The following is a 24,941-nucleotide window of genomic DNA, read 5'->3' on the forward strand; positions in this document are numbered from 1 at the left end:
CGGGACACGCCGTTTTAGCCTGTGGAGGCGCGGTGCAATCAGGCCGCCCGATGAAGCAGGAACCCGGTACTGCGCGAGCAGCTATCACCCAGTAATGGGAATCCCCCTCCTGTGACGCGAAGCGCTAAGGTGGGGGAGGATGTCAATTCGCTGTGTTGTGCATGTGTATTCCCAAGAGATCGGAGAGATGGTGGGGAAGGGCGTGAGCGCGGCGCTGCCCGATGAAGGCGGCCAGCGGGCACGCTGCCGCCCCTGACTGTCGCTGCCACCGTGCGCCCTGCCCCTTGCCGTGAAAAAGGGGCCAACAGGCTCCTGCGCCCTATATTACGGACCCGAGGCGGTCTGCTTCACCCCTTGTCGTTGCAAGTGGCGAACATTAAACGGGTTTCGTGCGCTGGCTCAAAGGCGGGCCGGGGCCATGGCGGCCCCGGCGGGGGAAAAGGTCAGGGGGAGGGGAAGTATTTGTGCTGGAGCTGCTGGAAGTCGCTGCTGGCCAGCACCTGGGTCAGGCCGAGCTGGAACTCCCTGACCAGGGCATCGTCCACCGGGTGGCTGAAGGCGAAGCAGTACTGCTCGGAGCTCAACATCCAGCGCACCTCGAACTGGGCGGGATCCAGCTGCTGGGTCTTGATGAGATCCAGCAGGGTGGATTTGTTGCTGGAGATCAGCTCGACCCGGCCCGAGGTGAGCATGCGCAGGGCCTGGGAGAGGCGGTTGGCGGTCATGATCTTCTGCTCGTCGAAGCCGGCGTTGAGCAGCAGTTGCTCCCCCACATCGGATCGCACGGCGCCTATGGTGTAGCGCTGGGCATCTTCCAGGCGGGTCAAGGTCAGGGGGCGACTGGCGAGCCCCATCAACACTATCTCGGCATAGCCGATGGGGCAGGCCCACTTGAACAGGGGATTGCGCGCCTCGGTGCGGGCGGTGGAGAAGAGCACCACATTGGGTTTCTGGGTCAGCAGGTAGTAACCCCTGGCCCAGGGGAGGATGCTGACGGGCTGGACAGGGGTGCCGGTCTTTTGCCACACCAGGTGCAGCAGGTCGATGGCAAAGCCGGTCGGGGCGCCATCCTCCCCGGTGAAGTTGTAGGGTTTGTACTCTTCGGTGAGGTAGTGCAGGCTGGCGAGCGCCGGGCTGGCCTGGGTCGCGGGAGTGCCCCAGACCATGGCCGCGAGGGCGGCGCAGGCGACCAGTCTGCGAAGGGGGACTGCAATGTCTATGTTCATCCTGACTGTCCTGCTGCCGAGTGCCCAGTTTCAAGTGTTGCCAAGTCACGGCGTTTCGCCACCCGGCGCAGACGTTATCCGCCGGGGGCCGTCATCATCTTGCCACTCACAACCGGGTCGGCGCCCCCTTTTTACCAGGCCGGGCGGGTGTGACCCAGGGGGGTGAACGCCTCATCCCTCAGCCCCACCAGCAGGGTGCTGCCATCCTCCTGCAGACGAAACTCGCCGTAGCGGGCCGACTCATACTGATCTCCCGTGCCCTCTTCGAAGAAGAAGGCGTCAGGCCCGATAAACCACTGGCCGTCGCGCTGGCGCACCTTGAGCAGACGCTCCCCCGGGCCCGGGGCCTCGGGCTTACCCCCTTCCACCCAGTGCACCACCTGATGTTCATCCAGGCGAACGACCAGGGTGTGGGGGCCGGCGGCGGCCTGGCGGCCCGCCAGCTGGCGGGCGAGGGCGTAGTTCAGGCGCATGTAGTCCCCCTGCATCAGGGAGCGGGGGTCGACCGGTGCCAGCTCGATCAGCACCACCTCCCCCTGGCTCATGGCGTGCTCGAAGCGCCAGACGGCGGCGTTGATGCCGGCGAGCAGGGCAAGACCGGTCAGCAAAAAGGCGAGGCGTCTCATGAGGGGCTCCCGTTGTGAAGGTGCTTGAGCCACTGACGGGTACCGAGCAGCAGGGCCCCCGAGGCGAGCAGCAGCCAGGACTTGGTCATCAGGGTCAGCCCCAGATCGTAGTAATAGAGGGAGCCAAAGCCGAGCAGCAGGAGGCCTGCCAGGGTCATCAGGGCCAGGCTGCCGGCGTAGAAGCCGAGCACCAGCACCAGGGCGCCAGCCCCCATGCCGGGAATGATGGCGCTGATCACCACCAGCGGCAGCCCGTAGCGCAGCGGCAGCCTGAGGCGAACCATGACCGCGAGCAGCAGGGCGGCGCAGAGCAGGGGATTGAGCCAGAGGGGCAGGCGGGAGCTGCCGAGCTCATTGAGCACGCTGGTGCCTCCCTCCCACAGGGGGTGGTGCAGCCGTCCCAGCACCAGCAGGGAGAGTGCCAGCCCCAGGGTGAGGGATTCATAGAGCAGATGGCGGGCGGGATCGCGCTCCGCCTGCAGCCAGCACAGGGCGACGGCGCCCATCACCAGCGGCAGGGCCAGCAGGTGCAGGCCGAGGCAGGCGAGGGCGAGGGTGAGCAGGATGGCGGCGGCGAAGCTGTGGAACAGCCTGATCAGCCAGTGCTCGAACAGGGCGGCCACCCCGAGGGAGAAGGCGGTCAGCCCGAACCAGAGCCACGCGACGTTCAGATCCAGCCTGTCCAGCAGGCCGTAGAGCAGCCAGGCATCTGCCGCCAGCGCCAGCGCCAGCACAAACTGATCCCAGAGATCGCTGCGGGTCGCCATGCGGTTGAGACCGAGGGCGGCGGCCATCAGCACCATCCCCATGGTGAGGGCGTTGTTGGGGTCGCGGGTCAGCTGCTCGAAGGCCATGAAGAGGAAGAAGAGCAGGAAGAGGGCGGCTATCCAGCCCACCATGCCGAGCAGAAAACGGCCCGACCAGTGGGGCTGTTCATCCCGGGGGGCATCCCCTTCCACAAGTTGGGCAGCACGCAGGCGCTCCCAGGGGGTGAGATCAGACATGCAGCCTCCGTTGTTGTTGCAGCCAGCGGCTGGCCATCGCCGACAGGCCGATGGCGATGAGGGCCAGCAGCAAAAAGCCGTTCATGTCCGGCTCCATCCACTTGCCAAGGGCCGCGAGGATCACGGCGATGAGGCTCAGGCACCCCATGGCGAGCCCGGCGATGAACCTGTGGTGCCAGCGCAGGTAGGCGGCGCCGAGCCAGGCGAGCCAGGCAGGCCAGACCCAGGGAGAGGCGGCATCGAACAGGGCCAGCAGGGTGAGCAGGGTGATGCCGAGCCCCGCGGCCAGCCCCGCGAGCCAGGAGGGCATCAGGGCGTAGCGGGCGGGCACCAGGATGAGCAGACCCCAGAGGGCGGCGTTGAGCAGGGTCAGGCACCAGCCGAGGGCCTCCTCGTTGAAGGAGAAGAAGAGATCGAGAAGGCCGAGCCGCCAGTAGAGCACCAGGGCGAGCTGACCGAGCAGCCAGGCCAGGGTCCAGAGCAGCGGGCTTCTGCCAAGGGCCGCCAGCGGCAGCAGCATCAGGGCCCAGGTGGCGAAGAGCTGCCAGGGGTCGGCGCCGGTCTGGTAGGTCTGGCCCACCAGGGCGAGCAGGGCGCCGAGGTTGAGGGCCAGGGCGAGCAGCAGGGCCTGGCGCGGGGTGTCACTCATGTGTTTGCGCCAGAGCACCAGGAGCATGGCGAGCAACGGCAGCTCCAGCAGGGCGAGACGTGAGAGGCGCCCCAGGGCCTGCCAGTTGAAGGCGACGAAGAAGACGAGGCCGGCGCCAAGGCAGAGGCAGCCGAGCCAGAGCAGCAGCCTGTCGAACAGCCACTGCCAGCGGGCAGGGCCGGGGGGCAGATCGCACAGGGCCAGGGCGGCAGGCAGCGAGGCCCGTGGCAGGCGGCCGCGCCTGACCCAGTCGAGCAGGGTCTGTCTTGAGGTGAGGTGCATGGGGGCTCCTGAAGCCGTGATGCCTGAAAGATAAGGCATTATGGCACGGCGCCGCGTCTCGGGGCAGGGGCGCCGTCGGCGTTGCGACACAGGTCGCGGCACGGGGCCATGTCTTTGCACTAAAAAGGCCCCCGCCGTGAGGAGGGGGCCTGAAGGACGTCCGGGGCGGCGGTGGCGATCAGTGCTCACGCTGATCTCCCGCCGGCTTCTATGGAAGTCAGGCGAAGATCAGGGTGGAGATGCCAAGCCCCGCAAAGAGGATGGCGCAGGCAATGCGGATCCCCTTGAGGGGGAGCTTGTCGGCCCCGAGCTTGCCGAGCAGCACCACGGGCACGTTGGCCAGCATCATGCCGAGGGTGGTACCGGTGATCACCTGGATCAGGGAGTCGTACTTGGCTGCCAGCAGCACGGTGGCTATCTGGGTCTTGTCACCGATCTCGGCGATGAAGAAGAGCACGAAGGTGGCCATGAAGGGGCCGTACTTGTCCAGGGAACTCTCTTCATCGTCCATCTTGTCCGGCACCAGGATCCAGGCGGCCATGGCGATGAAGGCGCCAGCGACCAACCAGGTCATCACCTTGGGATCCATCCAGCGACTAATGAATTCCCCTATCCAGGCGGCACCCGCGTGGTTGAGCAGGGTGGCAGCCAGCATGCCGGCGATGATGGGCCAGGGTTTGCGAAAACGACAGATGAGCAACAGGGCCAGCAGCTGTGTCTTGTCGCCGATCTCGGCGATGGCAACGCTGATGGTGGAGGTTAACAAGGCTTCCATAAAAATGACCGGGGGACGGAATTGTTATAAACCAAAGACAAGCCTGCGCCATCCGTCCCCGGTTTTGGCACTGGCCCGTCAAAGGTCTTGTCAAATCCGGCATTGCCCGGATCACCCTGACCATGGTGAGTTGGCACCAAGTATGTTGATCAGGATCGCGCACGGAACGGGTCCGTGGCGAGACTACTCCCCCTCGATGGGAGCGGGCATTCTAGGGAAAAACCCCCGGTGAGGCAAGGCGCGGGATGGGGAATTATCCCCCCACCAGCTTGACCTGAAAGCCGGCCTTCTCCAGTTCGGCCTTGATGAGGTCCCGTTTGTCCCCCTGGATCTCGATGACCCCCTCCTTGAGACCGCCGCCGGTACCGCACTTCTTCTTGAGCAGGGTGGCGAGGGCCTTCTGCTGGTCGGCGGGAACGCCGTGGATGCTGATGACCCCGGCCCCCTTGCGTCCCTTGGTCTCGCGGCGGATGCGCACGACCCCGTCGGCGGGGAAGGGGGAGGCGTGCTGGGCGGGGGCGGATTCCTTGATCATGCCGCCGTCCGTGCTGTAGACCAGGCGGCTGTTGTTGTCGTGACTCATGGCATTACTTTGTCGGTTAGCTAAGCGGAGTTTGATTTTACGCAAATAAATGTTGAGGGCACAGCTTATAATCCCCCCATTAAAAGCGAATTATTCTTGTTTAACTTCAGGAGCCCGTCATGGTACTCACAGAGCTGTCGCCGGGACAGAGCGCTCGCATCACGCACATGAACCACCTTGGCCGCGCCTTGCGGCGCAAGCTGATGGTGATGGGGCTGCTGCCCCAGACCGAGATCCTCTATCTACGGGCCGCCCCCCTGGGGGACCCGCTCCAGATCCAGTGCCAGGGCATCTGCCTCTCCATGCAGCGGAGTCTGGCCCAGCAAATCGAGGTGGAGCCGGTATGAGCTACAACCTGGTCACAGTGGGCAATCCCAATAGCGGCAAGACCTCCCTGTTCAACGCCCTGACCGGCTCCCGCCAGCAGGTGGGGAACTGGAGCGGGGTCACCGTCGACAAGAAGATGGGGGCTTTTGCTGCCCGCGGGCAGGAATACACCCTGGTGGACCTGCCCGGCATCTATGCCCTGGCCAACCAGGAGGCGAGCCTGGACGAGCAGATCGCCAGCCGCTTCGTCCAGCGCCAGCAGCCGGATCTGCTGCTCAACGTCATCGATGCCGCCAACCTGGAGCGCTCCCTCTACCTCACCCTGCAACTGCGGGAGCTGGGGCTGCCCATGGTGGTGGTGCTCAACAAGATGGATCTGCTGCAAAAGCGGCGCATCACCATCGACGAGGCCTTGCTCGCCAAGGCGCTGGGGTGCCCCGTGGTGTCGCTCTCGGCCCACAATCGCCAGCAGGTGGCGGCCTTTAAAGAGGGGATCCACCAGTTTATCGGCCAGTCCCAGCCCGCCTTGGTGCTCGACTACGGTCAGCCCCTCGAGGGGGACATCGCCGAGCTGGAGACCCTGCTCGCCCCCCATCATCTGCATCGCCGTGGCCGCGCCCTGCGCCTGCTGGAGGAAGACATCGCCATGCTGGAGACCCTGGCGGCGGGGCAGCAGGCGGCGGCCGACAACGTGGTGAGCCGCGCCCACCACGCCCAGGACATCGACCTGCAACTCGCTGATTTGCGCTACGGCCATATCCACCACTGGTGCCAGCAGGCGTGCCGTCATCAGGACAAGCTCACCGTCGCCCAGAGCGAACGGCTGGACAGGGTGCTGCTCAACCGCTGGGTGGGCATCCCCTTCTTCCTGCTGGTGATGTACCTGATGTTCATGTTCGCCATCAAGGTGGGCAGCGCCTTCATCGACTTCTTCGACATCCTCGGGGGGGCCCTCTTCGTGGATGGGGTGCACCATCTGCTGGGGCTGATGAGTGCCCCCGACTGGCTGGGGGCCGTGCTCGCGGACGGCGTGGGTGCCGGTTTGCAGACGGTGGCGACCTTCATCCCCGTGGTGGGCTGCCTCTTTCTCTTCCTCGCGGTGCTGGAGAGCTCCGGCTATCTGGCCCGCGCCGCCTTCGTGGTGGACGCCCTGATGCGTCGCCTCGGCCTGCCCGGCAAGGCCTTCGTCCCCATGCTGATGGGCTTTGGCTGCACCGTGCCCGCGGTGATGGCAACCCGGACCCTGGGGTCGGAGCGCGAGCGGCTGATGACCTCGGCCATGGCGCCCTTCATGTCCTGCGGTGCCCGTCTGCCGGTCTACGCCCTGTTCGCGGTGGCCTTCTTCCCCGAGTCGGGGCAGAACCTGGTGTTCGGTCTCTATCTGTTCGGCATCCTGGTGGCGGTGCTCACCGGCCTCTTCCTGCGCAGCACCCTGCTGCCGGGCAAGAGCGACTCCATGGTGATGGAGATGCCCGATTACGAGTGGCCCCGTCCGGTGGACGTGGGGCTGCGCACCTGGCAGAAACTCAAGGGCTTCATCTTCGGCGCGGGCAAGACCATCGTCCTGATGGTGGCGGTGCTGAGCGTGCTCAACTCCCTCGGCACCGACGGCAGCTTCGGCAACCAGGATCAGGAGAACTCGGTGCTGAGCAAGCTGAGCCAGTCCGTGACCCCGGTGCTGCATCCCATAGGCGTGCGGGACGACAACTGGCAGGCCACGGTGGGCATCCTCACCGGCATCTTTGCCAAGGAGGCGGTGGTCGCTACCCTCAACAGCCTCTACGCCGGCGGCGCCGGTGATGAGGAGGAGAGTGAATACTCCCTGCTGGGCAGCCTGAAAGCGGCGCTGGCCACCATTCCCGCCAACCTGGCGGACATCGACCCCGCCGATCCCATGGGGCTCAAGGTGGGGGATCTGGAGGACAAGCAGGCGGCAGCCGAGGCCCAGGAGGTGGACACCTCCACCTACGGCAACATGCAGACCCACTTCGACGGCGTGGCCGGAGCCTTTGCCTACCTGCTGTTCGTGCTGCTCTACATGCCCTGCGCCGCCGCCATGGGGGCCCTGGTGCGAGAGACCGGTCGCCAGTGGGCCCTGTTCACCGCCGCCTGGTGCAACTACGTCGCCTTCCTGTGCGCCACCCTCTTCTATCAACTGGCGACCTTCGCCGCCCACCCGGCGCAGAGCCTGGTCTGGAGCCTGAGCTATCTGTTCTCCCTGGGGCTGCTCTGGTGGCTGGGGCGTCGTCACGGCGACATCGTCGCCCGCAAGGTGGTGACCCTGTGAAGGGGCTCATGGTCAGGGGCGAGTGCGCCGAGAGGGGGGGATTCTGTGATCCTGCGTGAACTGGGGGACTATCTGGCCCTTCACAAGAAGGTGAGCCGGCGGGCGCTGGCCCGCCACTTTCACACCTCCGAGGATGCGGTAGAGGCCATGCTCGGGGTCTGGATGCGCAAGGGGCACGTCGCCAAGCGGGAGAGCCGCCTGTGTGGCGGCTCCTGCTGCGGCAAGCACGAAGAGGTGACGTTCGAGTGGTGCGAGCCCGGCCAGATAGGGCTGGTCCAGAAGGGCTGACGCCTGCCCATATGCAAAAGGGAACCCGAGGGTTCCCTTTTTCGTGGCCGCCGTGCCCGTCTCAGAAGAGGTCGCCCTCGTCCTTGGTGGGCTCCAGGCTCCAGCCGCTCGCCGCCGCGCTGTTGCCAATCTGGCCCTTCTCCCGCCAGAGTTTGATCTTGAGGCGCAGGTTGTTCTGGGAGTCCGCGTTCTTCACCGCCTCCTCCTCGTCGATCACCCCCTCGACCACCAGATCGAACAGAGTACTGTCGAAGGTCACCATGCCAAGGGCCCTGGATTTTTCCATGATCTCCTTGAGGCCGCCAAACTCGCCGCGCTTGATGAGATCGCGCACCGTGTGGGTTCCGAGCATCACCTCCACCGCCGCCCGGCGCCCGCCGTCCGTGGTCTTCACCAGCCGCTGGGAGACAAAGGCCTTGAGGTTGTTGCCAAGGTCGTTGAGCAGCTGGGGTCTGCGCTCTTCCGGGAAGAAGTTGATGATGCGATCCAGCGCCTGGTTGGCGTTGTTGGCGTGCAGGGTGGAGATGGCCAGATGCCCGGTCTCCGAGAAGGCGAGGGCATGCTCCATGGTCTCCCGATCGCGGATTTCACCGATGAGGATGACGTCCGGCGCCTGGCGCAGGGTGTTCTTCAGGGCCGCGTGGAAGCTGCGGGTATCCACCCCCACCTCCCGCTGGTTGATGATGCTCTTCTGGTGGCGATGGACGAACTCCACCGGATCCTCGATGGTGATGATGTGGCCGCCGCTGTTGCGGTTGCGATGATCGATGAGGGCCGCGAGCGACGTGGACTTGCCGGACCCCGTGCCGCCGACGAAGAGCACCAGACCCCGCTTCTCCATGATGGTGTCGAGGAGCACCGGAGGGAGTTTGAGATCCTCGAAGCGGGGGATCTCGGTCTTGATGTTGCGCGCCACCAGGGAGACTTCATTGCGCTGCTTGAAGATGTTGACCCGAAAACGGCCTATCTGGGGCAGGGAGATGGCGAGGTTCATCTCCAGCTCTTTCTCGAACTGCTGTTTCTGCTCGAGATCCATGATGTCGTAGGCGATGCGGGCCACCTCGCCCGGCCCCAGGGGCTCCTGGGTGAGGGGGCGCAAGGCGCCGTTGAACTTGGCGCAGGGGGGGGCGCCGGTGGAGAGATAGAGATCGGAACCGTCCTGTTTGGCCAGGATCTGCAGCATGTCTCTCAATTCCATGAGGGGCCTCGTCGCTCAAAGGGCTGGGGGATGATGAATGGCTTGAGTGTACAGCCTCAGGCGCCGGTCAGTTTTTCGCGGAACACAAAAAAGACCGCGCCCAGGATGCACAGACCCGCCCAGAGGTAGTCCCACTTCAGGTCTTCTTTCAGATAGAAGATGGAGAAGGGAACGAACACGGTGAGGGTGATCACCTCCTGCAGGATCTTGAGCTGGCCGACGGAGAGCACAGTGTGGCCGATGCGGTTGGCGGGCACCTGCAACAGGTATTCGAACAGGGCTATCCCCCAGCTCACCAGGGCGGCGATGATCCAGGGTTTGTGATTCATGCTCTTGAGATGGGCGTACCAGGCAAACGTCATGAAGACGTTGCTGCAGATGAGCAGGCCGATACTGGTCATGATGGGGTTCATTAGGTTCTCCTTTTAAATCAATGCATTTTATCTCGACTCCATGGGTTTTCATAAGTGGTGCTTGAGGGTATTTTTAGCTCACAAGGATGTAACAAAAGAAGGCGAAAGCTGGATGGGCAAGACAAGCTGGGGTGCGCTTTGTCTGTTGTTTGCCTGCTGGGCGCAAGGTGCGCCGACCCTGACGGTGGCCACCGATGTCTGGCCGCCGTTTCGCATGCTGGCAGAGAACGACGACTTCCAGGGGCTGGATATCGACATTCTGCGCCAGTTGCAGGCACGCAGCGGCATTGTGCTCACCCTCAAACGGGTGCCCTGGGGACGGGCACTCAAACAGATGCAGACCGGTCAGGTGGATCTGATGATAGGGCTGGCTCACACCGAGGAGCGGGCCGCCTTCATCGACTACCTGCAGCCGTCCTATTACCAGTGCCGGCCAGCCTTCTATGGCAAGCCCGCCGCCGTGGCCGGCCTCAGGCGCTACGAGGATTTGAGGGACCGCGAGATAGGCTATGTGCTCAACTCCGCCTACTTTCCCCCCTTCGATGGCGACACCCAGCTCGACAAGCACGGGGTCCCCACCGAAGACCAGTTGCAGCGCATGGTGGAGCGGGGCCACCTGCCCCTGATGATAGGGACCGACTGCCAGGTGGATTACGCCCTGAGCCAGCGCAACGACGCCGGCCTCGTCAAGGCGCCCTTCCAGCCCCCCAACCCGGTGGTGCTCTACCTCGGGATGAGCAAGCACTCACCCCACCACGAGCTGGGCCCCAAGCTGGCGCAGGCGTTGCAAGCCATGGTGGAGAGCGGCGAGATAGCGGCGCTGGCCAAGCCCTACCAGCCTTGACCTTGGGTGGTAACGCGCTGTTATCATGCAGCTTTCCTGCCTGCCCCCCGGCGGGCCTCGCTTCTTGGGGATCCCGTGTATCTCGCTCTCATCCGTCGCCAGCAGCGCTGGCAGCGCCGCTGGCTGCTCCTGCTGTCGCTGCTGACCCTGGCCCTGTTCCTGCTCTCCCTCGCCCTCGGGGAGTTCGTGCTGCTGCCCTGGCAGCCGCTGGGGGATCTGGAGCTGCGCATCCTGCTGGAGTTGCGTCTGCCGCGCGCCCTGCTGGCCCTGCTGGCGGGGGCCTCCCTTGCCTGCGGCGGTGCCGTGCTCCAGGTGATGCTGCACAACCCGGTGGCGGAACCCGGCCTGCTCGGCGTCTCGAGCGGCGCTGGGCTGGCCGCCATGGTGGCGATGGCGGTGGCCAAGGGGCTCGGGCTCTATCTGCCGGGCTGGGGGCTGTCGCTGGCGGCCTTTGGCGGCGCCCTGGTGGTGACCATGCTGCTCATCCGTCTCGCACGCCGGGCACGGCTCGGCCATGGGCGGCTGCTGCTGTTCGGGGTCGCCATCGGCATCCTCACCAATGCGGCCATGACCTGGCTGATGTATTTCGCCGACGACGGCGCTTTGCGGGAATTCATGTTCTGGATGATGGGCAGCCTCGCCTACGGCAGCCAGCAGCTCGCCTGGTGGTGGCTGGTGCTGCCCCTCACCCTCGGTTGGCTCTGCTGGCAGGGGCGGGCACTGCAACAACTGCTGTTGGGAGAGACCCAGGCCCGCCTCATGGGGCTGAACGTGGACAGCATGCGGGTACGCCTGGTGCTGGCGGTCTGCCTGCTCACCGGGGTGGCGGTCTCCCTGTGCGGCGTCATCGGCTTCGTCGGCCTGGTGGTGCCTCACCTGCTGCGCCTGTGCGGTGGCAGCGATCAGCGCTTCCTGCTGCCCGCCTCGGCGCTGGGGGGCGGCGCCCTGCTGCTCGGGGCCGATCTGGTGGCCCGCTCGGCGCTGCACGCCGGTGAACTGCCCATCGGGGTTATCACCGCCTCGGTGGGCGCCCCGCTCTTTATCTATCTACTGCTGAGGCAAGATGCCGATGTGTCCCGCTGATCCCGCCCCCTGGCGGCTGGAGGCCCGCGCCCTGGCCATCCCCCATCGCCTCGCCCCCCTGGATCTGGCCTGGTTCGGTGGTCAGCTGGTGGCCCTGCTCGGCCCCAACGGCAGCGGCAAGTCCTCCCTGCTCGGGGCCCTGGCGGGCCTGCTGCCCGCCGATGGCGCCGTCTTGCTGGGAGGAGAGGCCATCACGACCCTGAGCTGGCCCGAGCTTGCAACGCGGCGCGCCATGCTGCCCCAGCGCCAGCCCCAGCTGTTCCACATCCCGGTGTTCCAGGTGCTGAGCCTGGGGCTGGAGGAGGGGGGCCCCGATGCTCAGGCGCAGGCGGTGGCGGATGTGTGCGACGCCCTGGAACTGGCGCCTCTGCTGGCACGGGACTTCAGCCGCTTGTCCGGGGGGGAGCAGCAGCGGGTGCTGATCGCCCGCACCCTGCTGCAACTGTGGCCAAGCCTCAATCCGACCGGGCGGGTGCTGCTGCTGGATGAACCCCTGGCGGGGCTGGATCTGCATCACCAGATGGCGCTGCTGCGGCTGCTCAAGCAACTGGCCGCGCAGGGATTGCTGGTGGTGGTGGCCATCCACGACATCAATCTGGCCATCGATTGGGCGGATCGCGTGCTCTGCCTGCAACAGGGCCGCGTGGTGGGGGAAGGGGACGTCGGGATCATCGACGAGGCGCTGCTGGAGCGGGTGTTCCAGATCCGTACCGATCGTATCGAGGCGGCTGGCCGCACCTGGTTTATGCCGAGTCTGTGAGGCGGGCTTCCCCCTCATCCCCAGCCCTTCTCCCATTCTTTTGAAACAAGCGGGAGAAGGGAGCCGCTCCGTCGACTACGGATACAGCATTGAAAACCTGCAGAGGCTGAGTGAAGCCAAGGGGGCGAGTGAATCACTGTGGAAATGAAAAGAGCCAGGCATCCGTGATGCCTGGCTCTTTTCATTGGTAGATGGAGCGTTGAGCGGTTGCTCAGGCTTTCTGCTTGTCCAGCCGCACTTGGGCGGCTTCTGCCAGCATGGCCAGCAGGGTTTCGGTGTCACTCCACGACAGACAGGCATCGGTGATGCTCTGGCCGAAGGTGGCGGCACAGCCGTTTTCCACGTCCTGACGCCCTTCCACCAGGAAGCTCTCGGCCATGATGCCGGCGATGCCGGTGCGGCCGCGGCGCAGCTGATCGCAGATATCCTGGGCCACCAGCAGTTGGCGGCGGTGATCCTTCATGCTGTTGCCGTGGCTGAAGTCCACCACCAGGCGCTCCGGCAGGCCCACCTGGGCCAGAGCTTCGCACGCCTCGTCGATGCTGGCGGTGTCGTAGTTAGGACGGTGGCCGCCGCGCAGGATCACGTGGCCGTAGGGGTTGCCGGCGGTGCGGTAGATGGTCATCTTGCCGTCCTTGTCCGGGGAGTAGAAGATGTGGCTGTGACGGGCGGCGCGCACCGCATCGATGGCGATGCGGGTGTTGCCGTCGGTGCCGTTCTTGAACCCCACCGGGCAGGAGAGGGCGGAGGCCATCTCCCGGTGAACCTGGGACTCGGTGGTGCGCGCGCCGATGGCGCCCCAGGTGATGAGATCGCTGATGTACTGGCCGGTCACCATGTCGAGGAACTCGGTGGCGGTGGGCATGCCGGTCTCGTTGATGTCCACCAGCAGTTTGCGGGCCAGTTTGAGCCCTTCATTGACGTCGAAACTGCCGTCCAGGCGCGGATCATTGATGAGCCCCTTCCAGCCGACGATGGTGCGCGGCTTTTCGAAGTAGGTGCGCATCACGATGCACAGGCTCTCTTTGTACTCTTCACGCAGGGTGTTCAGACGCAGGGCGTATTCGTGGGCGGCGGCGGGATCGTGGATGGAGCAGGGGCCGACGATGACCAGCAGGCGCTGATCCTCACCGGACAGAATGGCTTCCACTTGGCGGCGGGCATCCAGCAGGTTCTGGGCGATGGTGTCGGTTAACGGGAAGGCGTGCGCCAGCTCGCTGGGGGTGATCAGGGCCTCCAGGCGACGGGTGCGCAATTCATCGGTGTGAATGGACATACGACTCAATTCTCGAGTGGATAAGGTGGGCGGGATGCCAAAATGCAAGGGAATAAAATAAAGCAAAAGTCACCCGATGGAAACCTTGGGCAGCTCTGATAGGATGTGAACCCAAAAGCCATTTCAAATGAGGTAGTTATCGTGGCAAAGCCAGGCGCGACCGGGATCACCCGCATCATCAACGCAACCGGTTACAGCATGAAAGGTCTCAAATCGGCCTGGGTCAACGAGGCCGCCTTCCGTCAGGAGCTGCTGCTCATCTTGCTGCTGATGCCGCTGGCATTCTGGATAGGTGACTCCCTCAACGAGATCCTGCTGCTCGTCTGTATCAGCTGGCTGGTGGTGATCGTCGAGGTGCTCAACTCCGCCGTGGAGGCGGTGGTGGATCGCATCGGCTCCGAGCATCACGAACTCTCGGGCCGCGCCAAGGATCTGGGCTCCGCCGCCGTCTTCATCGCCCTGGCCCTCAATGCCCTGGTGTGGGGTGCCCTGGTGGGCCGCAACCTGCTGGGCTGGTGGTAGGTTGCGAGAGCAAGCTTTCTTCTGACATAAAAAAGCCCGTCATCACGACGGGCTTTTTGCTGCGCAGATAAGGGTTTATCAGTGCAGGATCCGGGCACGGATGGTGCCATTGATCTCTTTGAGACGGGCCAGGGCCTTCTCGCTGTGCTCGGTTTCGACGTCGATGACCACGTAACCGATCTCGCTGCTGGTCTGCAGGTACTGACCGGCGATGTTGATCCCCTCGTCGGCGAAGATCTGGTTGATCTGGTTCATCACGCCGGGCTGGTTGCGGTGAATGTGCAACAGGCGGCTGGAGCCCTTGTGGCCGGGCAGGGAGACTTCCGGGAAGTTGACCGCGGAGAGGGTGGAGCCGTTGTCGGAGTATTTGACCAGCTTGTTGGCCACTTCCAGACCGATGTTCTCCTGGGCTTCCTGGGTTGAGCCGCCGATGTGGGGGGTCAGGATCACGTTGTCCAGGCCACGCAGGGGGGTGAGGAACTCCTCGTCGTTGGACTTGGGCTCCACCGGGAAGACGTCGATGGCGGCGCCCGAGAGGTGACCGCTCTTGATGACGTCGGCCAGGGCGTCGATGTCCACCACGGTGCCGCGGGAGGCGTTGATGAAGATGGCGCCCGGTTTCATCATGCGCAGTTGCTCTGCACCGATGAGATCCTTGGTGGAGGCGGTTTCCGGTACGTGCAGGCTGATGACGTCAGACATGTTGAGCAGCTCCACCAGATTCGGCACCTGGATGGCGTTGCCAAGGGAGAGCTTGTTCTCGATGTCGTAGTAGTAGACCTTCATGCCGATCATCTCGGCGATGATGCCAAGCTGGGTGCCGATGTGGCCGTAGCCGATGATGCCGAGCTTCTTGCCGCGGGCTTCGACACTGCGGTTGGCCAGCTTCTCCCAAACGCCGCGATGGCACTTGGCGTTCTTCTCGGGAATGCCGCGCAGCAGCAGCAGGATCTCCCCCAGTACCAGTTCGGCCACGGAGCGGGTGTTGGAGAAGGGGGCGTTGAAGACGGGGATGCCGCGCACGTGGGCGGCGTCGAGGGAGACCTGGTTGGTGCCGATGCAGAAGCAGCCGATGGCCACCAGCTTGGTTGCAGCATCCAGGACCTTCTCGGTGATCTGAGTGCGTGAACGCAGGCCCACGAAATGCACGTCACGAATGCGCTCGATCAACTCCTCTTCCGACAGGGACGTCTTCAGATATTCCACATTGGTGTAGCCGGCTGCCCGAAAGGTCTCCACCGTGTTGGGATGGACTCCCTCCAGCAGCAGTACCTTGATCTTATCCTTGTCCAGCGAAAACTTGGCTGTCATGACGTTCCCTCTATTGTTTTGAAAAATGCGTTCAGGCTTGCAGTGTGAAGAAAACCGTAAAGTAGCAAAAACGTTTGGGAGAGGGAATATTTGTGACGAAAGTCAAATTCTTTGAAGTTATCAACGATTGTTGCAGATGTGCTGCTACAAGCCATTGAGGGATAACCAGAAACGGCGCCATGAGGCGCCGTTGTCCATTTGGGGCAGTCAGATTGACTGACCCGGGCAGGGGCTTGCCCGGAGGGGGAGGTCCGGGGAGCAGGCCTTAGTTGGTGATCACACCCTCGGGGGTGCCGATCAGCACAACGTCGGCGCCACGGTGGGCGAACAGGCCGTTGGTGACCACGCCCACGATGCTGTTGAGGCGGGTTTCCAGAGCCTTGGCATCGGTGATGGCCATGCCCTTGACGTCCAGGATGATGTTGCCGTTGTCGGTCACCACCCCTTCACGCCACACCGGGTTGCCGCCAAGGGCGCGGATCTCGCGGGCCACGTATTCGCGGGCCATGGGGATCACTTCCACCGGCAGGGGGAAGGTGCCCAGCACGTCGACGGTCTTGGTGTTGTCGATGATGCAGATGAACTGGTCGGCCACGGCGGCGACGATCTTCTCGCGGGTCAAGGCGGCGCCGCCCCCCTTGATCATGTCGCGGCTGGCGTTGATCTCGTCGGCACCATCCACGTAGACGGAGAGGGCATCGATGTCGTTGAGGTCAAACACCGGGATGCCGAGACCCTTGAGGCGCTCGGTGGAGGCGATGGAGCTCGACACCGCGCCCTTGATCTGGTCTTTCATGGTCGCCAGTGCGTCGATGAAGTGATTGACGGTAGAGCCGGTGCCCACCCCGACGATGGTGCCGGGTACCACGTATTTGAGCGCAGCCCAACCGGCCGCCTTCTTCATTTCATCTTGAGTCATGATGGATCCTTATGGAAAAAGCGGGCGCATTATATCCAAGCATCCCCCCCAGAGCGACCATGGTGCTCACGTTCCGGCGCAAAAATCCCCAAGATGTAAATCGTTTGCCTGTTTATTGAACCGAAGGGGGCGCCCCCGCCTGATCAGGCAAAGTGCCAGCTGCGGCTGGGGGTGATGATCTGGGGGAGCGGCACGTCCCACTGCTCCCGGGGGACGGCATCCACCTGCTGGCAGTCGTGGGCGAGCCCCAGGGGTCTTGGGCCGAGCTGGTGCTCGTGCCAGCAGGCGAGGGTGCGATCGTAGTAGCCGCCCCCCATGCCGAGGCGGTTGCCAGCCTCATCGAAGGCCACCAGCGGGGTGCAGATGATGTCCAGCATGCTGTGGGGCAGCACCTGCTGCACGTCGAGCTCGGGCTCGGCGATGCCGTAGCGGTTGCGGGTCATGGGGGTGGTGGCGGTGTAGCGCAAGAAGAGCAGGTGACCCGGGGTGAAGGGGTGCAGCACCGGCAGGTAGACCTCCTTTTGCCGGGCCCACAGCCAGTGGATGGCGGGCAGGGGATCGAGCTCCCCGTCGTTGGCCAGATAGAGGGCGATGCGACTGGCCGCGAGGATGCCGGGGTGTTCCTGGAAGCGTTCGACCAGCTGTTGGGCCGCCGCCTGCTGCTCGGCCTGGCTCAGGCTTTTTCTGCGCTGGCGAATGAGCTGGCGCAGGTTCTGGCGTTCGGGTTGGGTATCCGGCATGGGGACTCCTGGGCAAAGGTGGGCTGGCGCTACCTTAGCAAGGGGCCGACGGGATGAAAAGCTGATGGCGGGGCCGCCAGCCGGGCGGCCCCTGAGGTCGGGTGTCAGGAACGGTGGGGGGCGGGAGCCACTGCGCCCATCTGGTGCTTGAGGAAGACGGCCACGATGGCGGCCAGGGCCAGCGCCATGGGGTAGAGGCTCATGCTCACGACCAGGATCGGCGAGAGGGCGAAGATGGAACCCAGCAGCAGCGCCTGGGCGCCCCAGGGAATCAGCCCCTGTACCACGCAGGAGAAGATGTCCAGCATGGAGGCGGCGCGGCGCGGGGTGACCCCGTGATGGTCCGCCAGATCCCTGGCCACCTTGCTCGCGACTATGATGGCCACGGTGTTGTTGGCGGTGCACAGGTTGGTGAGGCTCACCACGCCGGCGATGCCGAGCTCGGCCGCCTTCTCGTTCTGCTCGCCATCGTGGTGGCGGGTGAAGCGGGCAATCAGGGCGGCGATGCGCTCACTTATCCAGGCTAGCCCCCCCTGGCGTTCCATCAGGGCACCCAGACCACCGATGAGCATGGAGAGCAGGAAGATCTCCTGCATGCTGGTGAAGCCCTGATAGATGTCCTTGCTGAACTGGCCGAGGGAGTAGCTGCCAAGCAGCCCCACGCCACCGGCCGCCAGGATGCCGAGCCCCAGTACCATGAAGACGTTCATGCCAGAGAGGGCCAGCACCAGGATCAGCAGATAGGGGGCGACCTTGAGCAAGTCCGCCTCGGCGGTGGGGGCCGGCGCTTCACCGGTGGAGCCCAGCACCAGATAGAGCAGGATCACCAGCACGGCGGCGGGGGCGGCAATCTTGATGTTCTCGCGAAACTTGTCCTTCATCTCGCAGCCCTGGCTGCGGGTGGCGGCGATGGTGGTGTCTGAGATGATGGAGAGGTTGTCCCCGAACATGGCGCCGGAGAGGATGGTCCCCGCCATCAGCATCGGATCGATGCCGGCGGCCTGGGCGACGCCCAGCGCCACCGGTGCCACGGCGCCGATGGTGCCCATGGAGGTACCCATGGCGGTGGCAATGAAGGCAGAGATGAGGAAGAGCCCCGGCAGCAGGCACCAGCCCGGAATGAGGGAGAGGCCGAGGGCGACCGTGGCATCCACCCCGCCGGTGGCCTTGGCCACGGTGGCGAAGGCGCCCGCCAGCAAATAGATGAGGCACATGGCCATGATGTTGCTCTCGCCCACCCCCTTGAAGAAGGTCTCGAGGTTCTTGTTGAACCCCTCGCGTCCCATCAGCAGGGCCAGCATGACGGCAGGCAGGGCGGCAACGGGGGCGGGGAGCTGGTAGAAGGCGAACTCGACCCCCTGCAGGGTCAGCCAGGTACCGGTACCGATGAAGAGGGCAAGAAAGACCAGAAGGGGCAGCAGGGCTCTGGCACGGGGTTGGGTCTGGATCATGTGTTCCTCGAAACTTGAACAATGACCTCCTGTCGTTGCCTGTGGCGCCTCCAGGGCGGGCACAGGGCGGGCATCCTGCCACCATGGGGGGCCAACAGTAGTGAGTCGGCCCGCCCGGGTCAAGATAGCCATCCAGATGGATAGGGCTTTTTACTTCGTTATTCTGATTTGTCTGTTTATTCCGTCATTTATTCTGTTTTTATTGAATTTATCGTTTAAATGTCGGGGTGGTTTGGCGGGCCAGATCGGGCTTTTCAAAGGGGGCGCGGGCTGGTAAAACGGTCTCTTTCCATAATAAAGAGATGAGAGGGTGGAGATGGACAATCCGATCCGTGTGGCCGTGATGGGCTGTAATGGTCGTATGGGCAAGGTGCTGCTGGAGGCTATCGCCAACGCCGAGGGCGTGGTGGTGGGAGCGGCGCTGGAACGACCGGGCTCTGCCGTGATCGGTCTGGATGCGGGTGAACTCAACGGCCTGGGGCGCCTTGGCGTCATCATCAGCGACAGTCTGGAGAAGGTGAAGGACGAATTCGATCTCATCATCGACTTCACTCGCCCCGAGGTGACCCTGGCGAACCTCGCCTTTGCACTGGCGCATGGCAAGCAGATGGTGATCGGCACCACCGGCTTTGACGAGGCGGGCAAGGCGGCCCTGCACGAGGCGGGCAAGCAGATCGGCATCGTCTTCGCCTCCAACTACTCGGTCGGGGTCAACCTGGTGTTCAAGCTGCTGGAGCAGGCGGCCAGGGTGATGGGGGAGTACACCGACATCGAGATCATCGAGGGGCACCACAGACACAAGGTGGATGCTCCGTCCGGCACTGCGCTCTCCATGGGGGAGGTGGTGGCGAAAACCCTGGGCCGGGATCTCAAAGAGTGCGCCGTCTATGGCCGTGAGGGGATCACCGGTGAGCGGGATCGCAACACCATCGGCTTTGCCACCATCCGCGCCGGCGATCTGGTGGGGGAGCACACCGTCATGTTCGCCGACATCGGCGAGCGGGTCGAGATCAGCCACAAGGCTTCCAGCCGTCTGACCTTCGCCAACGGTGCAGTGCGGGCGGGCAAGTGGCTCGGCCAGCAAGGGGCCGGTCTCTATGATATGCAGGATGTGCTCGGTCTGAAATAAACCGTCTTCAGGGGGAGTGCAGACTCCCGTACTGGTTGCCAAACCCCGGTCCGCCGGGGTTTTTTGTCACTTTTTTGTAGAAATAAGCCTTAATCATCACTTTTTGAGTGAACCTCGCTAAATCCTGCCATTCTTACAAGCCTGCCACCCTCTTGCGACAAAAATGTCATCAAGGGGTAACGGCTTTGGGTCTCAATATTCCCCTGCGGGGGGCATTTTGTCCTGATGTGAAATAGACTAAAAATGCAATCAAAGAAAAACGTTTTCTATTCTTTGCGTTCACTTTTCTGGCTTCAAATGGTGTTTTTGTTGTTGTGTTGTTTGTTTTTTAATTTTCTATCTTGCTGTTTATTAAGTAATAAATATGGATTTTTGTACGTTGCATGGCATCGGGTGCCGCTTTGTGGTCTGTGTTTGGCTTTTCTTTTTGAAGAGGGGGTTGCAAAGCAATTGAGTGCATAGATAATGGGTAATGTTGCTTGTTTATTGAATTTAGATGCATTTCAAACGAGAAAAGACGTTGAAATGAGATCGTTTTTAAGTAGAATGCGCCCAATTTGCCAGAAATCTGCCGGGTTCGAGTCCTGTCAAAGACCGGAACAGAGCCCGCAACACCCAGGTAAATTGCTGAATTTAAAGCTAAATAACTGGAGGTTGTCTTGAATCACACTGCATTGCTAGTGCTGGAAGATGGAACTGTGTTCAAAGGCGTGTCGATAGGCGCCGAGGGATGTTCCGTTGGTGAAGTGGTTTTCAACACGTCGATGACGGGTTATCAGGAAATCCTCACAGATCCCTCCTATTCCCGTCAGATCGTTACCCTCACTTACCCCCATATAGGCAACACCGGCACCAACAGCGAAGATGAAGAGTCCAGTCAGGTCCATGCTCAGGGCCTCATCATCCGGGACCTTCCGATACTGGCCTCCAACTTCCGCAATCAGCAATCCCTCTCCGATTACCTCAAGTCTCACAACATCGTTGGCATCGCCGACATCGACACCCGCAAGCTGACCCGCATCCTGCGTGAAAAAGGCGCCCAGGCCGGTTGCATCCTGGCTGGCAAGCAGCTCGATGAAGCCCATGCCCTCGAACAGGCCCGCGCCTTCCCCGGTTTGAAGGGGATGGACCTGGCCAAGGAAGTGACCGTGAGCGAATCCTACAGCTGGACTGAAGGCAGCTGGCAGCTCGGCAAGGGTCACGTCACCCCGGCGGCCGATGAGCTGAAATACCACGTGGTGGCCTATGACTTCGGCGTGAAGCGCAACATCCTGCGCATGCTGGTGGACCGTGGCTGCCGCCTGACCGTGGTGCCGGCCAAGACCCCGGCCGCCGAGGTACTGGCGATGAACCCGGATGGCATCTTCCTCTCCAACGGCCCCGGCGACCCCGAGCCGTGCGACTACGCCATCGAAGCTATCAAGGCTTTCCTTAATACCAGCACCCCGGTGTTCGGTATCTGCCTGGGCCACCAGTTGCTGGGCCTGGCCTCCGGCGCCAAGACCATCAAGATGAAGTTCGGCCACCACGGTGCCAACCACCCGGTGAAGAGCCTGGACGACAACACCGTGATGATCACCGCCCAGAACCACGGCTTTGCAGTGGACGAGCAGACCCTGCCCGAGTGCCTGCGTGCCACCCACGTCTCCTTGTTCGATGGGTCGCTCCAGGGCATCCATCGCACCGACCGTCCGGCCTTCAGCTTCCAGGGTCACCCCGAAGCGAGCCCGGGCCCGCACGATTGTGCCGGTCTGTTCGACCACTTTATTGAATTGATCAAGCAGTATCGCGCCTAAGAGGATAAAGAGAGCCATGCCAAAACGTAACGACCTACAGAGCATCCTGATCCTCGGCGCCGGCCCCATCGTCATCGGTCAGGCCTGCGAATTCGACTACTCCGGCGCCCAGGCGTGCAAGGCCCTGAAAGAAGAGGGCTACCGCGTCATCCTGGTGAACTCCAACCCGGCCACCATCATGACCGACCCGGAGATGGCCGACGCCACCTACATCGAGCCCATCACCTGGGAAGTGGTGCGCGAGATCATCAAGAAAGAGCGCCCGGACGCCATCCTGCCCACCATGGGTGGTCAGACTGCGCTGAACTGCGCCCTGGCGCTGGAGCAGCATGGCGTGCTCAAGGAGTTCGGTGTCGAGATGATCGGCGCCACCGCCGACGCCATCGACAAGGCCGAGGATCGCTCCCGCTTTGACAAGGCCATGCGCAGCATCGGTCTCGAATGCCCCCGTGCCGGCATCGCCCACAACATGGAAGAGGCCTGGGGCGTGCAGCAGATGGTGGGCTTCCCCTGCATCATCCGTCCCTCCTTCACCATGGGCGGCTCCGGTGGCGGCATCGCCTACAACACCGAAGAGTTCGTCGAAATCTGCGAACGCGGCCTGGATCTCTCCCCCACCAAGGAGCTGCTCATCGACGAGTCGCTCATCGGCTGGAAAGAGTACGAGATGGAAGTGGTGCGGGATCGCAACGACAACTGCATCATCGTCTGCGCCATCGAGAACTTCGACCCCATGGGCATCCACACCGGTGACTCCATCACGGTCGCGCCAGCCCAGACGCTGACCGACAAGGAGTACCAGATCATGCGCAACGCCTCCATGGCGGTGCTGCGCGAGATCGGTGTCGAGACCGGCGGCTCCAACGTCCAGTTCGGCATCAACCCCAAAGACGGCCGCATGGTCATCATCGAGATGAACCCGCGGGTGTCGCGCTCCTCTGCGTTGGCCTCCAAGGCGACCGGCTTCCCCATCGCCAAGATCGCCGCCAAGCTCGCCATCGGTTACACCCTGGACGAGCTGATGAACGACATCACCGGCGGTCGCACCCCGGCCTCCTTCGAGCCGGCCATCGACTACGTGGTGACCAAGGTGCCGCGCTTCAACTTCGAGAAGTTCGCCGGCGCCAACGACCGTCTGACCACTCAGATGAAGTCCGTCGGCGAAGTAATGGCCATCGGCCGCAATTTCCAGGAGTCCCTGCACAAGGCCCTGCGTGGTCTCGAGACCGGCAAGACCGGCTTCGACCCCATGGTTGACCTCAACGCCCCCGACTCCCTGACCCGCATCCGTCACGAGCTGCAGGATGCCGGTGCCGAGCGCATCTTCTACATCGCCGACGCCTTCCGCGCCGGCCTCTCCATGGATGGCGTGTTCAAGCTGACCAAGATTGACCCCTGGTTCCTGGTGCAGATTGAAGAGCTGGTGAAACTGGAAGAGCAGGTGAAAGAGCGCGGCATGGCCGGTCTCGACGCCGACTTCCTGCGCGCCCTCAAGCGCAAAGGCTTTGCCGACGCCCGTCTGGCCAAGATCCTAGGCGTGGCCGAAGGTGAAGTGCGTAAATTGCGTGCCCGCCACAACATCTTCCCGGTCTACAAGCGGGTCGACACCTGCGCGGCCGAGTTCGCCACCAACACCGCCTACATGTACTCCAGCTACGACGAAGAGTGCGAGGCCAACCCCACCAACCGCGACAAGATCATGGTCATCGGTGGCGGCCCGAACCGTATCGGTCAGGGCATCGAGTTCGACTATTGTTGCGTGCACGCGGCCCTGGCCCTGCGCGAAGACGGTTACGAGACCATCATGGTCAACTGCAACCCGGAAACCGTCTCCACCGACTACGACACCTCCGACCGTCTCTACTTCGAGCCGGTCACCCTGGAAGACGTGCTGGAAATCGTGCGGGTCGAGCAGCCCAAGGGCGTCATCGTCCAGTACGGCGGCCAGACTCCGCTGAAACTGGCGCGGGCATTGGAAGCGAACGGCGTGCCGGTGATTGGTACCAGCCCGGATGCCATCGACCGCGCGGAAGATCGCGAGCGCTTCCAGTCCGCCGTCGAGCGCCTCGGCCTCAAGCAGCCGGAAAACGGCACCGTCACCGCCCTGGAGCAGGCCGTGCAACTGGCCACGCGCATCACCTACCCGCTGGTGGTTCGTCCCTCCTACGTGCTGGGTGGCCGCGCCATGGAAATCGTCTATGACGAGCAGGACCTGCGCCGCTACTTCGCCGAGGCAGTGAGCGTCTCCAACGAGTCGCCGGTGCTGCTGGACCGCTTCCTGGACGACGCCACCGAGGTGGACGTGGACGCCATCTGCGACGGTACCGATGTGGTTATCGGCGGCATCATGGAGCACATCGAACAGGCCGGTATCCACTCCGGTGACTCCGCCTGCTCCCTGCCGCCCTACACCCTGTCCAAGGCCATTCAGGACGAGATGCGCGAGCAGGTGCGCAAGCTGGCGCTGGAACTCGGCGTGGTCGGTCTGATGAACGTGCAGTTCGCGGTGAAAGACAACGAGATTTACCTCATCGAGGTGAACCCCCGTGCCGCCCGTACCGTGCCGTTTGTCTCCAAGGCCACCGGTGCCCCGCTGGCGAAGATTGCCGCCCGTGTCATGGCCGGTCAGAGCCTGAAAGAACAGGGCTTTACCACCGAGATCATCCCGCCCTACTACTCGGTGAAGGAAGTGGTACTGCCGTTCGCCAAGTTCCCGGGTGTGGATCCGCTGCTGGGTCCGGAAATGCGCTCCACCGGTGAAGTCATGGGGGTGGGCAGCAGCTTCGCCGAGGCCTATGCCAAGGCGCAGCTGGGTGCCGGTCACCAGGTTCCGAGCGAAGGTCGCGCCCTCTTGTCCGTGCGCCACGGCGACAAGGAACGGGTGGTCAACCTGGCCGCCAAGCTGCTGGAGCTGGGCTATGACCTCGACGCCACCCACGGCACCGCCGTGACCTTGGGCGAGGCGAGCATCAACCCGCGTCTGGTCAACAAGGTGCACGAGGGTCGTCCGCACATTCTGGATCGCATCAAGAATGGCGAGTACACCTACATCGTCAACACCGCCGAGGGTCGTCAGGCCATCGAGGATTCCAAGCAGCTGCGCCGTGGCGCCCTGCAGCACAAGGTGGCTTACACCACCACGCTGCATGCGGCCTTCGCCACCTGCATGGCCATCAGTGTCGATGCCACCGCCAATGTGAACTCGGTGCAGGAGCTGCATGAGAAGGTGAACAACCGCTAAGAGCACCGGCAGCACACTGCCCGCTCGATGCACGCAAACCCCGCCAGCGATGGCGGGGTTTTTTATGGTTCATCGCGGCTTTCCGGGGAAGGCCGCCTTGATTTTCAGAAAAAAGTATTCTGAGTCCCTAAATCCATATGCCATGCGCTTTATCACTTTGATCTTGTTGTTCACCCCTTCCAGCACACTCGTGTGCATCGGGTAGTTTGCA

General features: G+C 63.3%; 24 protein-coding genes. 10 read left to right on the forward strand and 14 right to left on the reverse strand.

From position 1 onward, the window contains the following. Nucleotides 1-443 precede the first annotated feature (443 nt). The 6 genes from MUW49_RS05740 to MUW49_RS05765 all read right to left on the reverse strand — a co-directional run bounded on the left by MUW49_RS05740 (nt 444) and on the right by MUW49_RS05765 (nt 5,145). The gene (locus tag MUW49_RS05740) at nt 444-1,166 is read right to left on the reverse strand and encodes a transporter substrate-binding domain-containing protein (RefSeq protein ID WP_042880787.1); all 723 of its coding nucleotides are present in this window, start codon (nt 1,164-1,166) and stop codon (nt 444-446) included. A 191-nt stretch (nt 1,167-1,357) separates the two neighbouring features. Next, nucleotides 1,358-1,852 (reverse strand): GDYXXLXY domain-containing protein, encoded by a 495-nt coding sequence (locus MUW49_RS05745; protein ID WP_109422597.1) that lies wholly within the window; start codon nt 1,850-1,852, stop codon nt 1,358-1,360. After that, complete coding sequence (locus tag MUW49_RS05750; RefSeq protein ID WP_042014995.1) at nt 1,849-2,856, reverse strand: DUF4401 domain-containing protein; 1,008 nt, start codon at nt 2,854-2,856, stop codon at nt 1,849-1,851. The genes MUW49_RS05745 and MUW49_RS05750 overlap by 4 nt, the downstream gene beginning before the upstream one ends. Next, nucleotides 2,849-3,787 carry a DUF2157 domain-containing protein gene (locus MUW49_RS05755; RefSeq protein WP_210538985.1) on the reverse strand — a complete coding sequence of 313 codons (939 nt, stop codon included), beginning with the start codon at nt 3,785-3,787 and terminating at the stop codon, nt 2,849-2,851. Before MUW49_RS05755 ends, MUW49_RS05750 begins: the two co-directional genes overlap by 8 nt. A 217-nt stretch (nt 3,788-4,004) precedes the next feature. Continuing rightward, on the reverse strand, nt 4,005-4,562 hold the full coding sequence (locus MUW49_RS05760; protein WP_010675206.1) for a TMEM165/GDT1 family protein: 558 nt from the start codon (nt 4,560-4,562) through the stop codon (nt 4,005-4,007). Between the two features lie 253 nt (nt 4,563-4,815). After that, a complete protein-coding gene (locus MUW49_RS05765) occupies nt 4,816-5,145 on the reverse strand; it encodes a translation initiation factor (RefSeq protein WP_042864056.1) in 330 nt (109 codons plus the stop codon). 119 nt (nt 5,146-5,264) lie between these two features. Between MUW49_RS05765 and MUW49_RS05770 the strand changes: the two genes are divergently transcribed. From MUW49_RS05770 to MUW49_RS05780, 3 genes are read left to right on the forward strand one after another with little or no spacing between them, the layout of a single operon-like run. Further along, a complete protein-coding gene (locus tag MUW49_RS05770; RefSeq protein ID WP_010675204.1) occupies nt 5,265-5,492 on the forward strand; it encodes a FeoA family protein in 228 nt (75 codons plus the stop codon). Beyond that, a complete protein-coding gene (gene feoB / locus MUW49_RS05775) occupies nt 5,489-7,759 on the forward strand; it encodes a Fe(2+) transporter permease subunit FeoB (RefSeq protein WP_216986899.1) in 2,271 nt (756 codons plus the stop codon). Before MUW49_RS05770 ends, feoB begins: the two co-directional genes overlap by 4 nt. Nucleotides 7,760-7,804: 45 nt before the next feature. Continuing rightward, entirely contained in the window at nt 7,805-8,047 is a 243-nt protein-coding gene (locus MUW49_RS05780) for a FeoC-like transcriptional regulator (RefSeq protein ID WP_045524273.1), read from the forward strand. Between the two features lie 61 nt (nt 8,048-8,108). On the opposite strand, the gene tapW is transcribed toward MUW49_RS05780, so the two are convergent. Together tapW and MUW49_RS05790 are read right to left on the reverse strand one after the other, a co-directional pair. Then, a complete protein-coding gene (gene tapW / locus MUW49_RS05785) occupies nt 8,109-9,245 on the reverse strand; it encodes a type IVa pilus ATPase TapW (RefSeq protein ID WP_029314740.1) in 1,137 nt (378 codons plus the stop codon). 56 nt (nt 9,246-9,301) lie between these two features. Next, on the reverse strand, nt 9,302-9,658 hold the full coding sequence (locus MUW49_RS05790; RefSeq protein WP_010675200.1) for a DMT family protein: 357 nt from the start codon (nt 9,656-9,658) through the stop codon (nt 9,302-9,304). A 112-nt stretch (nt 9,659-9,770) separates the two neighbouring features. Here MUW49_RS05790 and MUW49_RS05795 point away from each other — a divergent pair, with 112 nt between their 5' ends. The 3 genes from MUW49_RS05795 (at nt 9,771) to MUW49_RS05805 (ending at nt 12,345) form a co-directional block, all read left to right on the forward strand. After that, nucleotides 9,771-10,502: a transporter substrate-binding domain-containing protein gene (locus MUW49_RS05795; RefSeq protein WP_244812510.1), complete on the forward strand. Its 732-nt coding sequence runs from the start codon at nt 9,771-9,773 to the stop codon at nt 10,500-10,502. Between the two features lie 75 nt (nt 10,503-10,577). After that, nucleotides 10,578-11,585, forward strand: a complete 1,008-nt coding sequence (gene btuC / locus MUW49_RS05800; protein ID WP_039041213.1) for a vitamin B12 ABC transporter permease BtuC — start codon at nt 10,578-10,580, stop codon at nt 11,583-11,585. Beyond that, nucleotides 11,572-12,345, forward strand: a complete 774-nt coding sequence (locus MUW49_RS05805) for an ATP-binding cassette domain-containing protein (protein ID WP_244812511.1) — start codon at nt 11,572-11,574, stop codon at nt 12,343-12,345. The genes btuC and MUW49_RS05805 overlap by 14 nt, the downstream gene beginning before the upstream one ends. Before the next feature lie 211 nt (nt 12,346-12,556). Here MUW49_RS05805 and MUW49_RS05810 read toward each other — a convergent pair whose 3' ends face one another. Then, complete coding sequence (locus tag MUW49_RS05810) at nt 12,557-13,621, reverse strand: 3-deoxy-7-phosphoheptulonate synthase (RefSeq protein ID WP_010675196.1); 1,065 nt, start codon at nt 13,619-13,621, stop codon at nt 12,557-12,559. Nucleotides 13,622-13,762: 141 nt separating this feature from the next. Here MUW49_RS05810 and MUW49_RS05815 point away from each other — a divergent pair, with 141 nt between their 5' ends. Further along, nucleotides 13,763-14,143, forward strand: coding sequence for a diacylglycerol kinase (locus MUW49_RS05815; RefSeq protein ID WP_052816484.1), 381 nt, complete (start codon nt 13,763-13,765; stop codon nt 14,141-14,143). A gap of 78 nt (nt 14,144-14,221) precedes the next feature. On the opposite strand, the gene serA is transcribed toward MUW49_RS05815, so the two are convergent. From serA to MUW49_RS05835, 4 genes are all read right to left on the reverse strand, one after another. Further along, nucleotides 14,222-15,454, reverse strand: coding sequence for a phosphoglycerate dehydrogenase (gene serA, locus MUW49_RS05820; RefSeq protein WP_039040384.1), 1,233 nt, complete (start codon nt 15,452-15,454; stop codon nt 14,222-14,224). 265 nt (nt 15,455-15,719) lie between these two features. After that, a complete protein-coding gene (gene rpiA / locus MUW49_RS05825) occupies nt 15,720-16,373 on the reverse strand; it encodes a ribose-5-phosphate isomerase RpiA (RefSeq protein ID WP_039040383.1) in 654 nt (217 codons plus the stop codon). A gap of 143 nt (nt 16,374-16,516) precedes the next feature. Continuing rightward, entirely contained in the window at nt 16,517-17,113 is a 597-nt protein-coding gene (locus tag MUW49_RS05830) for a 5-formyltetrahydrofolate cyclo-ligase (RefSeq protein WP_103858268.1), read from the reverse strand. A 104-nt stretch (nt 17,114-17,217) separates the two neighbouring features. Next, nucleotides 17,218-18,564: a Na+/H+ antiporter NhaC family protein gene (locus tag MUW49_RS05835; RefSeq protein WP_103858269.1), complete on the reverse strand. Its 1,347-nt coding sequence runs from the start codon at nt 18,562-18,564 to the stop codon at nt 17,218-17,220. 316 nt (nt 18,565-18,880) lie between these two features. Between MUW49_RS05835 and dapB the strand changes: the two genes are divergently transcribed. From dapB to carB, 3 genes are all read left to right on the forward strand, one after another. After that, on the forward strand, nt 18,881-19,693 hold the full coding sequence (gene dapB / locus MUW49_RS05840) for a 4-hydroxy-tetrahydrodipicolinate reductase (protein WP_010675190.1): 813 nt from the start codon (nt 18,881-18,883) through the stop codon (nt 19,691-19,693). A gap of 659 nt (nt 19,694-20,352) precedes the next feature. After that, entirely contained in the window at nt 20,353-21,489 is a 1,137-nt protein-coding gene (gene carA, locus MUW49_RS05845) for a glutamine-hydrolyzing carbamoyl-phosphate synthase small subunit (protein WP_216992620.1), read from the forward strand. Between the two features lie 16 nt (nt 21,490-21,505). Further along, a complete protein-coding gene (gene carB / locus MUW49_RS05850) occupies nt 21,506-24,730 on the forward strand; it encodes a carbamoyl-phosphate synthase large subunit (protein WP_041213100.1) in 3,225 nt (1,074 codons plus the stop codon). A gap of 69 nt (nt 24,731-24,799) precedes the next feature. Here carB and MUW49_RS05855 read toward each other — a convergent pair. Next, a partial coding sequence (locus MUW49_RS05855) for a transposase (RefSeq protein WP_210537842.1) occupies nt 24,800-24,941 on the reverse strand: 142 nt, incomplete at its 5' end.

Source organism: Aeromonas sp. LsrichE-8G, from assembly GCF_022869435.1.
GTDB classification, from domain to species: Bacteria; Pseudomonadota; Gammaproteobacteria; order Enterobacterales; family Aeromonadaceae; genus Aeromonas; species Aeromonas caviae.

Bases quoted from the DNA above. Each gene is read 5' to 3' on its own strand.
- MUW49_RS05740 (WP_042880787.1), bottom strand. From the start codon at position 1,166: ATGGTCTGGGGCACTCCCGCGACCCAGGCCAGCCCGGCGCTCGCCAGC.
- MUW49_RS05745 (WP_109422597.1), bottom strand. From the start codon at position 1,852: ATGAGACGCCTCGCCTTTTTGCTGACCGGTCTTGCCCTGCTCGCCGGC.
- MUW49_RS05750 (WP_042014995.1), bottom strand. From the start codon at position 2,856: ATGTCTGATCTCACCCCCTGGGAGCGCCTGCGTGCTGCCCAACTTGTG.
- MUW49_RS05755 (WP_210538985.1), bottom strand. From the start codon at position 3,787: ATGCACCTCACCTCAAGACAGACCCTGCTCGACTGGGTCAGGCGCGGC.
- MUW49_RS05760 (WP_010675206.1), bottom strand. From the start codon at position 4,562: ATGGAAGCCTTGTTAACCTCCACCATCAGCGTTGCCATCGCCGAGATC.
- MUW49_RS05765 (WP_042864056.1), bottom strand. From the start codon at position 5,145: ATGAGTCACGACAACAACAGCCGCCTGGTCTACAGCACGGACGGCGGC.
- MUW49_RS05770 (WP_010675204.1), top strand. From the start codon at position 5,265: ATGGTACTCACAGAGCTGTCGCCGGGACAGAGCGCTCGCATCACGCAC.
- feoB (WP_216986899.1), top strand. From the start codon at position 5,489: ATGAGCTACAACCTGGTCACAGTGGGCAATCCCAATAGCGGCAAGACC.
- tapW (WP_029314740.1), bottom strand. From the start codon at position 9,245: ATGGAATTGAGAGACATGCTGCAGATCCTGGCCAAACAGGACGGTTCC.
- MUW49_RS05790 (WP_010675200.1), bottom strand. From the start codon at position 9,658: ATGAACCCCATCATGACCAGTATCGGCCTGCTCATCTGCAGCAACGTC.
- MUW49_RS05795 (WP_244812510.1), top strand. From the start codon at position 9,771: ATGGGCAAGACAAGCTGGGGTGCGCTTTGTCTGTTGTTTGCCTGCTGG.
- MUW49_RS05805 (WP_244812511.1), top strand. From the start codon at position 11,572: ATGTGTCCCGCTGATCCCGCCCCCTGGCGGCTGGAGGCCCGCGCCCTG.
- MUW49_RS05810 (WP_010675196.1), bottom strand. From the start codon at position 13,621: ATGTCCATTCACACCGATGAATTGCGCACCCGTCGCCTGGAGGCCCTG.
- serA (WP_039040384.1), bottom strand. From the start codon at position 15,454: ATGACAGCCAAGTTTTCGCTGGACAAGGATAAGATCAAGGTACTGCTG.
- rpiA (WP_039040383.1), bottom strand. From the start codon at position 16,373: ATGACTCAAGATGAAATGAAGAAGGCGGCCGGTTGGGCTGCGCTCAAA.
- MUW49_RS05830 (WP_103858268.1), bottom strand. From the start codon at position 17,113: ATGCCGGATACCCAACCCGAACGCCAGAACCTGCGCCAGCTCATTCGC.
- MUW49_RS05835 (WP_103858269.1), bottom strand. From the start codon at position 18,564: ATGATCCAGACCCAACCCCGTGCCAGAGCCCTGCTGCCCCTTCTGGTC.
- dapB (WP_010675190.1), top strand. From the start codon at position 18,881: ATGGACAATCCGATCCGTGTGGCCGTGATGGGCTGTAATGGTCGTATG.
- carB (WP_041213100.1), top strand. From the start codon at position 21,506: ATGCCAAAACGTAACGACCTACAGAGCATCCTGATCCTCGGCGCCGGC.